Below are 9,193 nucleotides of genomic sequence, written 5' to 3' on the forward strand. Positions count from 1 at the left end.
ATGATCGTGGACAAATACCGGAGCCAAGAAAGACACCCAGTTGCGCTTTGCTCCAGCGGGACTGCGAACGAGGAAGTCAGGATTGAGATTGAGCCTGCAATACAAAAGGCAAAAACCGGGGCAGCGCCGTCCAGCTGCGAGAAGTTGAGTGCAACTTAAACTGCCATCAAGTCTGTCCTGACTTTGGGGTCCACTTCACACCTCGTCCACAAAAGCCTGGCTCACATGGACCACGCCTTCAAAGTCGAGGATCACGGTCTTGAACTGGGTGGCGCGGTTCATCACCCATTTGGCTTGCGAGCGTGACACCAGCTCACCGCCGCGTCGCACGATGTCGGCAAGGGGTTCCAACCGCAACCAAAACCGCTTGTCGCCCAAACTGTAGGTTTGCCGGGTGCCCGTGCCATGGCGCTGCAGATAGCCCGCATCGGCCAGCTTCTTGATGCGCCGCGAAACCGCCACCCGCGTCAAGCCCGTGTGCTCGGTCGCTGCGGTCGCCATGGCACCGCCTTGGGGCGCACAGTTCAGAATGATTGCATCGTTGATGTCCAGCATTTGTATCTCCTGGATATATTTCAAGGTTTTTTATTCAATATTCTTTCGAATTAATCAACTTAAGCCAAGCCGTGAACGCCTGAATTTTCCCAAATTAATGCCTAAAAATTCCCAAATTCATGTGTTAATTTTCCCAAATTTACAATAGCATCAGGGCATGACTGATCCTGAAATGTTCCCGCGACTCATTGCGCCTCATGTCCTTGAAGCCATGAGCGACACCCCGGTGGTTCTTTTGGCGGGTCCACGGCAAGCGGGCAAAACGACGCTGGTCAAGCAGATCGCTGGCCGCAGCGGCGAATTCCGTTATCTGACCCTGGATGACGCGCTCACCCTCTTGTCGGCCCAAGAAGATCCGGTGGGCATGATCCGCAGTTTGGACCGTGCGGTGATCGATGAGATTCAACGCGCCCCAGGCTTGTTGTTGGCCATCAAGAAAAGCGTGGACGAAGACCGTCGTCCAGGGCGTTTTTTGCTCACAGGCTCAGCCAACTTGATGGCACTGCCTGCCGTGGCCGACTCTTTGGCCGGGCGAATGGAGACTTTGTCACTCCTGCCTTTGTCACAAAGCGAAATTTTTGGGCAGACCGCCAACTGGCTAGACCGCGTGTTTGCGGATCGCCTACCGAATGCAGGCTCAACCGTCCGCGACGATGACTTGGTGGCCCGTGTGCTGCGAGGCGGCTACCCGGAGGCGTTGACGCGATCCACCGACAGGCGTCGCACAGCTTGGGCGCGTCAGTACCTCGCGGCCATGGTGGAGCACGATGTCCGCGACATCGCCAACATTGACAAACTGGATCAATTGCCACGGTTTTTGCGTGCCCTGGCTCAGATGGCTGGGCAAATGTGCAACCACTCTCAGCTCGGCGGCCAAGTGGGCATCGATCACAAGACCGCCGCCAAATATCTCGGCATCTTTGAGCAAATGTATTTGCTCAAACGCGTCGATGTTTGGGCGCGCAATCGCCTCAAGCGAATGGTCAAAATGCCCAAACTCCAATTCATCGATGCGGGTTTGCTGGCCACGCTGATGGACTTGACCGCTGAAGAAACCCAAAAAGACAAAACACGCTTTGGTCATGTGCTGGAAACCTTTGTCTATGCAGAATTGCTCAAGCACGCCAGCACGGCCGAGGGCGACTACCAACTGCTGTACTACCGGGATGCCGACCAGGTAGAAGTCGATATGGTGATTGAAAACGCCGCAGGTCAGGTGGTTGGGGTGGAAATCAAGGCTTCGGCCACTGTCAAAGAAAGCGATCTGCGCGGACTGCGAAAACTCGCCGGATTGGCAGGGTCTGATTTCAAAATGGGCGTGTTGCTTTATGACGGCGATGAAACCCTGCCTCTTGGCGACAACATCTGGGCGGCCCCGTTGTCGACACTTTGGGGGGCGTGATATTTCTCACACACGCCGCGTTCGCTTTGAAACAGCTTCTGAACGGATGGATGACCTCGAAGAGAGCAGCCATTCAAAGTGAACTTCTGATGCTGAATGCCCCCTCAGCTTGCCCAGCACTCTCTCCTGTGGGGTGACAGAAACCAGTGTTCGAGGCGAAGCGACACAAGCTGCCGGAAGGGGTGGGGTAGGTGTCGGACCTGAAGGCGCCGACCTACAAGTTGGGCTGGGAAGTTTGCTTCAAAGGCGAATGCTGGTTGAGCGCTTCGAGGTAGTTCTCCACCCCCGCTTTTTCCCGCTCCAAAAACCGCGCCACAGCTTCAGAAAACGCCGGGTGCGCCAGCCAGTGGGCGCTGTGCGTGGGGGTGGGCAGCAGGGCACGGGCCATTTTGTGTTCGCCTTGGGCGCCGCCTTCAAAGCGTTTGAGGCCGTGCTGTATGCACCATTCGATGGGTTGGTAATAGCAAGCTTCAAAGTGCAGGCAGTCCACCCGCGCCAGCGCGCCCCAATAGCGGCCATAGGCCACTTCGGGCTGGCCTTGGGCGTTCAGGTGCAGGCCGATCAGGCTGATGCCAATCGGTTGCGCCTCGTGTTCGGCCACAAACAAGAGCCAGTTGGCGGCCATGTCGGTGCGCATGGACTCAAAAAACGCCGGGGTCAAATAGGGCGCGTTGCCGTGCTCCCAATAGGTTTGCTGGTAGCAGCGCAGCAGCAGGGCCCAGTCGGCATCCGTCATATCGGGGCCGCGCACAGCGCGAAAGCTGACGCCGGCGTCGCGCACTTTGCGGCGTTCTTGCCGGATTTTTTTGCGCTTTTCTTGCGTCATGCTGGCCAAAAAGTCGTCGAAGTCGCGCCAGCCCTGGTTTTGCCAGTGAAATTGCACTTGGTCGCGCGGCAGCAGCCCGGCTTGCGCGCAGGCCTGCAGGTCTTGCGGGCTGCCAAACAAAATGTGCAGGGATGGGATGTTGTTGTTTTGGCAAAGTTCCAGCAAGGCGGTCAGCAGGGCTTGGCGGGCGGCGTCCGATTCGGCCAGCAAGCGGCTACCGGGTACGGGCGTAAACGGCGAGGCGACCAGGGCTTTGGGGTAATAGTCGAGGCCGTGGCGCTGGTAGGCGTCGGCCCAGGCGTGGTCAAACACGTATTCGCCGCGTGAATGGGTCTTGAGGTAGAGCGGGCAGGCAGCGGCCAACACATCGCCTTGCGGGGTGCCGCGCCACAGGCCGATGACTTGCAGCGTCCAGCCGGTCTCGGGCGCGGCCGATTGGCTGGTCTGCATGGCCGACAAATAAGCATGCTGCATGAAGGGGGAAGGGGCATCTTGCTGGGCGAGCAAGTCGTCCCAAGTCTCAGGTGCGATGGCACCCATGTCGTCTTGCACCCGGGTGACATAATTCAAGCTCTCTATTTTTTGCACCTGTATGACTCTCCAAATTTGTGTGGCCCAGCTCAATTTCGTGGTCGGTGACATGCAGGGCAATGCCCGCAAAATCATCGATTTCGCCACCCGGGCGCATGCCGAGGGTGCGCGCTTGGTGCTCACGCCCGAGCTGTCGATTTGCGGCTACGCGGCCGAAGACTTGTTTTTGCGCCCGGCCTTCATTGACGCCTGCGATGATGCCCTGAAAACCGTGGCCAGCGAGCTGGCAGCTTTAAAAGGCTTGCATGTCGTGGTGGGCCACCCGCAAGGCGGCGGTGTGCGCACCCGCAGCGTGGCTGTGACGCGCCGCCACAACCGTGCCAGTGTGCTGTGCGAGGGGCAGGTGGTGTGTGCTTACGACAAGCGCGAGTTGCCCAACTACCAGGTGTTTGACGAGCGCCGTTACTTCACGCCCGGCAACGGGGTGGGCGTGTTCGAGGTCGGGGGCGTGCGGGTGGGTTTGCTGATTTGCGAAGACGCTTGGTTTGACGAACCGGCCCGCTTGGCACGTGACGCGGGCGCGCAAATGCTGGCGGTGCTCAACGCCTCGCCTTTCCACGCGGGCAAGGGCCCGGAGCGCGAGCAGCGCATGCGCGAGCGGGTGGCCGACTGCGGCTTGCCGCTGATTTATGCGCATTTGGTGGGCGGCCAGGATGAGGTGATTTTTGAAGGGCGCTCGTTTGCGCTCAATGCCCATGGCGAAACCGTGGCGCGGGCCGAGGGCTTTCGCGAAGCAGACTTGGCGGTGCAGGCAGCGGTTAGCCCGAATGGCGTGGCGCTGAGCGCTGCGGCCGATGCACTGCTGCCTTTGGCCAGCGCGGATGCCGAGTTGTGGGACGCGCTGGTGCTGGGTGTGCGCGATTATTTGGGCAAAAACGGTTTCAAAGCGGCGGTTTTGGGCCTGTCGGGCGGCATCGATTCGGCGCTGGTGCTGGCGATTGCGGTGGACGCCATCGGGGCCGACAAAATTCACGCGGTGATGATGCCCTCGCCCTACACGGCCGACATCAGCTGGATCGATTCGCGCGAGATGGTCAAGCGCTTGAATGTGCGTTATGACGAGATCTCGATCGCCCCCTTGTTTGACGGCTTCAAACAAGCGCTGTCGGCCCAGTTTGAGGGCCTGAAAGAAGACACGACCGAAGAGAACATCCAGGCCCGCATTCGCGGCACGCTGCTCATGGCGCTGTCCAACAAGACCGGGGCGATTGTGCTGACCACCGGCAACAAGAGCGAGCTGGCCACGGGTTACTGCACACTTTACGGTGACATGGCGGGCGGTTTTGCGGTCATCAAGGACGTGGTCAAAACCCGCGTGTTTGACCTGGCGCGCTGGCGCAACCGAAACGACCCGTATGGCACGGGCAGCCAGCCGATCCCCGAGCGCATCATCACCCGCCCGCCCAGCGCCGAGCTGCGCCCCGACCAAAAAGACCAAGACAGCCTGCCCGCCTACGAAGTGCTGGACGCCATCATCCAGCGCTACATGGAAAACGACGAGGGCGTGGAGGCGCTGATTGCCGACGGCTTTGAGCGCGCCGATGTGGAGAAAGTGACCCGCCTGATCAAGCTCAACGAGTACAAACGCCGCCAGTCGCCGGTGGGCATTCGCGTCACGCACCGCAGTTTTGGCAAGGATTGGCGTTATCCTATGACCAACAAATTTCGCGCTTAACCCTTTTTTTGCAGGACTTTCCCATGAAACAAATCACCGCCGTCATCAAGCCCTTCAAGTTGGAAGAGGTGCGGGAGGCTTTGGCTGAGTGCGGCGTGACGGGTTTGACGGTGACCGAGGTCAAGGGTTTTGGACGCCAAAAAGGCCACACCGAGTTGTACCGGGGTGCCGAGTACGTGGTCGACTTTTTGCCCAAGGTGAAGGTGGAAGTGGTGGTCAAGGACGAGGACGTGGACAGCTGTGTGGACGCCATCGTCAAGGCGGCGCGCACCGGCAAAATTGGTGACGGCAAGATTTTTGTGACAAGCGTGGAGCGTGTGGTGCGTATCCGCACCGGTGAACAAGATGAAACCGCGATTTAAAAGGCTCTGAAGCAGCGCCGCCTTTCGCGCTTACATGAGTTCGGTTTTGGCAGGGGGTGAAAAGCCAGCCGCCTCAACCAAGTCCTGCAACAAATCAGAGGCATCTGTGCCCACGCGCACCAGTTGGGTTTGCCAATCGGCCATGAAACCCTTTTGCACGACTTGTTCAATGAAGCCCATCAGGCTGTCGTAGTAGCCCAAGCTGTTCAGGATGCCCACAGGTTTGTCGTGGTAACCCAGTTGCCGCCAAGTCCAGACTTCAAACAGCTCTTCAAAAGTCCCGATCCCACCGGGCAAGGCCAAAAAGGCATCGGCCTTTTCCGCCATCAAGCGTTTGCGTTCGTGCATGGTGTCCACCACATACAGCTCGGTGCAGCCGTGGTGCGCCCATTCCTTTTCAACCAGGGCTTTGGGTATGATGCCCACCACCTTGCCGCCAGCAGCCAGAGTGGCCTGGGCCAGCAAACCCATCAGGCCATTGCGCCCACCGCCGTACACCAGTTGGCCGCCGTGCGCACCAATCCATGTGCCCACTTGCACCGCGATGCGGGCGTATTCAGGGCTGTTGCCGGGTTTGGAGCCGCAATAAACGCAGACTGAAAAAGCGCTAGAGCGCGGCGGCTGTGTCGGGTCAGGTGAGTGCATCGGCAAAATCTTCGGTTTCATGGGTCGGACACCAAGCGCGTGCCTGCCCAGACATCGTGCCAAAATTGTTTTTGCGCCTGAAATCGGCTGATCCAAGCCCAAAAAATGACCCAGACAAGGGTCCACAAGCCGACTTCGCCGGGTGACAAACCCAAGGGCAAGGTCAACACCAAAGGCGGTAAAAACCAAAGCCAACTCAAGACGTAGCGCAGCAAGGCGCGAGCCTGGGTCAGGCGATGGCCTTGGGCCGAGACGACCCGGATGTGCCAGGTTTTCATGGCCAAGGTTTGCCCACGGAACCAAAACCAAGTGAAGTAAATGCCCAAAGTCAAAAATATAAAGGCTTGCAGGCCGAGGCGGTTGTCCAGGGCGTGGCGTGTTTGACTCAGCGAGCTGAACAGGTAGCCTGCAATGAAAACCACGCCAAAAAGCAACATGCCTTCGTACATCCAGCAGGCCATGCGGCGTTTCAGCGAAGGGGTTTTGAACAAATCTTGAGGCTCGCCCCCCGCAGCAGGCGCTGGGGTGGGCAGGGTGGAAGCAGGCGCGCGCTGGGTCATGGCAGCAAGGCAATCAAAGGACTAAAAAAAGATAGCGCATCATGCCCTTGGCGTGGCATTTGACACGCCCAACAGGGCAATAAGACCGGCTTGCACAGGACAAACCGGAATTGGCTTTGGCGCAAAAACTGGGACCCTCAGGTCCGGGCAGTCTGCTTCGGTGTGATAATACCGGGTTGCAATTGAAAAAAAGCAAACGGATCACCGTCCGGCACTTTTACAGTTTGGTGCCCATGTCTGTGGTCTCAAGTCCCAAAGCCACTTCACAAGAGTCGCGCCCAGGGGCACCCAAGGTTTTTCGTTAGAGAAATTCACAAAGGTTGAAAAGGTCAAACATATGGAAATCAACAAAGCCGAAATGGCATCGGCGGTCTCAGCCGCTTCCTCCGCCCAAGAATTGCGTGGGGCCGAGATCCTGGTCAAAGCATTGCAGGCCGAAAAAGTAGAGTTCGTTTGGGGTTACCCCGGCGGCGCGGTGCTCCACATCTACGATGCTTTTTACAAACAAGACACCATCCAACACGTGTTGGTACGCCACGAGCAAGCGGCGGTGCATGCGGCCGATGGCTATGCGCGTGCCACGGGTGAGGTGGGTGTGGCCCTGGTCACTTCGGGCCCCGGTCTGACCAACGCGGTCACGGGCATCGCTACGGCCTATATGGACAGCATCCCGATGGTCATCATCAGCGGTCAAGTGCCGACGGCGGCGATTGGCCTGGATGCCTTCCAAGAGTGCGACACCGTGGGCATCACCCGCCCTATCGTCAAGCACAACTTTCTGGTCAAAGACGCCAAAGACATGGCCGAGGTCATGAAAAAAGCCTTCCACATTGCCCGTACCGGCCGCCCCGGTCCGGTGGTGGTGGATGTGCCCAAAGACGTGTCTTTCAACAAGACGCTTTACAAAGGCTACCCCGACAAGATCGAGATGCGCTCGTACAACCCGGTGCGCAAGGGCCATGGCGGTCAGATCCGCAAGGCCATGCAGCTGTTGATGTCGGCCAAGCGCCCCTACATCTACACTGGTGGCGGTGTGTTGCTGAGCAATGCCAGCCCCGAGTTGCGCGCGCTGGTGGACATGCTGAACTTCCCGGTCACCAACACTTTGATGGGTTTGGGTGCGTTCCCGGCCAATGACCGTCGTTTCTTGGGCATGCTGGGCATGCATGGCACCTTGGAAGCCAACAACGCCATGCAAAACTGCGACGTCTTGCTGGCGGTGGGTGCACGCTTTGACGACCGTGTCATTGGCAACCCGAAGCATTTCGCGCAAAACGAGCGCAAGATCATCCACATCGACATCGACCCGTCCAGCATATCCAAGCGCGTCAAGGTGGACGTGCCGATCGTGGGCGATGTGAAAGACGTGCTGATCGAGCTGATGGGCATGATCCGCGAGTCGGGCCTCAAGCCCGACAGCCAAGCGCTGACGCAGTGGTGGGCAACGGTCGAAGGCTGGCGCAGCCGCAACTGCATGAAGTACGACAACAGCAACAGCCTGGTCATCAAGCCGCAAAAAGTCATCGAGACCTTGTGGGACATGACCCAAGACGCCGACGCCTACATCACCTCCGATGTGGGTCAGCACCAGATGTGGGCGGCTCAGTACTACAAGTTCAACGAGCCGCGCCGCTGGATCAACTCCGGCGGGCTGGGCACCATGGGCGTGGGCATTCCTTACGCCATGGGCATCAAGCTGGCCAAGCCCGACAGCGAGGTGTATTGCGTGACGGGTGAAGGCTCGGTGCAAATGTGCATTCAAGAGCTGTCGACCTGTTTGCAATACAACACCCCCATCAAAATTGTGTCGCTGAACAACCGCTATCTGGGCATGGTGCGTCAGTGGCAAGAGATCGAATATTCGGGCCGCTACAGCCACAGTTACATGGATGCGCTGCCCGATTTCGTGAAGCTGGCCGAGGCTTATGGGCACGTGGGCATGTTGATCGAGCGTCCAGAAGATGTCGAGCCGGCATTGCGCGAATCCCGCAGGCTCAAGGACCGTACGGTGTTCATGGACTTCCGTACCGACCCCACGGAGAACGTGTTTCCCATGGTTCAGGCAGGCAAAGGCATCACCGAGATGCTGATGGGCTCTGAAGATCTTTAAATTTTTCCCACTGGACGAATCTATTGCCCGCCAAACCTGCGCATGACCGTGTGCAGGGGAGGGCGGCGAAAAACGGCAGTTTTCAGCAAGCAAACTTCCCTGCTTGCATGCCGTCGCAAAAAGAGGAATCACACATGAAACACATCATTGCTGTATTGATCGAAAACGAAGCGGGCGCCTTGTCCCGTGTGGTGGGTTTGTTCTCGGCCCGTGGCTACAACATCGAGTCTTTGACCGTGGCCCCGACCGAAGACCCCAGCCTGTCGCGCATGACCATCCAGACCGCTGGCTCTGACGACGTGATTGAGCAAATCACCAAACACCTGAACCGCCTGATCGAGGTGGTCAAAGTGGTGGACTTGACCGAAGGCGCTTACACCGAGCGCGAGCTGATGCTCGTGAAAGTGCGCGCCGTGGGCAAGGAACGCGAAGAAATGAAACGCATGGCCGACATCTTTCGTGGCCGT

Annotated in this window: 9 protein-coding genes; 5 read left to right on the plus strand and 4 right to left on the minus strand. The window is 58.5% G+C overall.

From position 1 onward, the window contains the following. Positions 1-195: 195 nt before the first annotated feature. Positions 196-555 carry a hypothetical protein gene (locus tag ACIQ39_RS16845; RefSeq protein ID WP_396435756.1) on the minus strand — a complete coding sequence of 120 codons (360 nt, stop codon included), beginning with the start codon at positions 553-555 and terminating at the stop codon, positions 196-198. Between the two features lie 211 nt (positions 556-766). Between ACIQ39_RS16845 and ACIQ39_RS16850 the strand changes: the two genes are divergently transcribed. Further along, a complete protein-coding gene (locus ACIQ39_RS16850; protein ID WP_396435757.1) occupies positions 767-1,957 on the plus strand; it encodes an ATP-binding protein in 1,191 nt (396 codons plus the stop codon). Between the two features lie 214 nt (positions 1,958-2,171). Here the strand turns inward: ACIQ39_RS16850 and ACIQ39_RS16855 are convergent, their stop codons facing one another. Then, entirely contained in the window at positions 2,172-3,323 is a 1,152-nt protein-coding gene (locus ACIQ39_RS16855; RefSeq protein WP_396435763.1) for a GNAT family N-acetyltransferase, read from the minus strand. A 52-nt stretch (positions 3,324-3,375) separates the two neighbouring features. Here ACIQ39_RS16855 and ACIQ39_RS16860 point away from each other — a divergent pair, with 52 nt between their 5' ends. Next, the gene (locus ACIQ39_RS16860) at positions 3,376-5,049 is read left to right on the plus strand and encodes an NAD+ synthase (RefSeq protein ID WP_396435758.1); all 1,674 of its coding nucleotides are present in this window, start codon (positions 3,376-3,378) and stop codon (positions 5,047-5,049) included. Between the two features lie 23 nt (positions 5,050-5,072). Then, entirely contained in the window at positions 5,073-5,411 is a 339-nt protein-coding gene (locus ACIQ39_RS16865; protein WP_053175377.1) for a P-II family nitrogen regulator, read from the plus strand. A 30-nt stretch (positions 5,412-5,441) separates the two neighbouring features. Here the strand turns inward: ACIQ39_RS16865 and ACIQ39_RS16870 are convergent, their stop codons facing one another. Then, complete coding sequence (locus ACIQ39_RS16870) at positions 5,442-6,077, minus strand: TIGR00730 family Rossman fold protein (RefSeq protein WP_396435759.1); 636 nt, start codon at positions 6,075-6,077, stop codon at positions 5,442-5,444. Then, positions 6,074-6,616: an RDD family protein gene (locus tag ACIQ39_RS16875; protein WP_396435760.1), complete on the minus strand. Its 543-nt coding sequence runs from the start codon at positions 6,614-6,616 to the stop codon at positions 6,074-6,076. The genes ACIQ39_RS16870 and ACIQ39_RS16875 overlap by 4 nt, the downstream gene beginning before the upstream one ends. Positions 6,617-6,953: 337 nt before the next feature. On the opposite strand from ACIQ39_RS16875, the gene ACIQ39_RS16880 reads away from it, so the two are divergent. Both ACIQ39_RS16880 and ilvN read left to right on the plus strand, forming a co-directional pair. Beyond that, positions 6,954-8,726, plus strand: a complete 1,773-nt coding sequence (locus ACIQ39_RS16880) for an acetolactate synthase 3 catalytic subunit (protein ID WP_396435761.1) — start codon at positions 6,954-6,956, stop codon at positions 8,724-8,726. A gap of 134 nt (positions 8,727-8,860) precedes the next feature. Next, positions 8,861-9,193, plus strand: a 333-nt coding sequence (ilvN, locus tag ACIQ39_RS16885) for an acetolactate synthase small subunit (protein WP_396435762.1), incomplete at its 3' end; no start/stop codon positions are given.

The sequence above is a fragment of the Limnohabitans sp. genome, from assembly GCF_044361645.1.
GTDB lineage: Bacteria > Pseudomonadota > Gammaproteobacteria > Burkholderiales > Burkholderiaceae_C > Limnohabitans_A.

What these genes read in the sequence shown, in the direction of transcription:
- ACIQ39_RS16845 (WP_396435756.1), bottom strand. Translation starts at nt 555, where the DNA reads ATGCTGGACATCAACGATGCAATCATTCTGAACTGTGCGCCCCAAGGC.
- ACIQ39_RS16850 (WP_396435757.1), top strand. Translation starts at nt 767, where the DNA reads ATGAGCGACACCCCGGTGGTTCTTTTGGCGGGTCCACGGCAAGCGGGC.
- ACIQ39_RS16855 (WP_396435763.1), bottom strand. Translation starts at nt 3,323, where the DNA reads ATGGGTGCCATCGCACCTGAGACTTGGGACGACTTGCTCGCCCAGCAA.
- ACIQ39_RS16860 (WP_396435758.1), top strand. Translation starts at nt 3,376, where the DNA reads ATGACTCTCCAAATTTGTGTGGCCCAGCTCAATTTCGTGGTCGGTGAC.
- ACIQ39_RS16865 (WP_053175377.1), top strand. Translation starts at nt 5,073, where the DNA reads ATGAAACAAATCACCGCCGTCATCAAGCCCTTCAAGTTGGAAGAGGTG.
- ACIQ39_RS16870 (WP_396435759.1), bottom strand. Translation starts at nt 6,077, where the DNA reads ATGAAACCGAAGATTTTGCCGATGCACTCACCTGACCCGACACAGCCG.
- ACIQ39_RS16875 (WP_396435760.1), bottom strand. Translation starts at nt 6,616, where the DNA reads ATGACCCAGCGCGCGCCTGCTTCCACCCTGCCCACCCCAGCGCCTGCT.
- ACIQ39_RS16880 (WP_396435761.1), top strand. Translation starts at nt 6,954, where the DNA reads ATGGAAATCAACAAAGCCGAAATGGCATCGGCGGTCTCAGCCGCTTCC.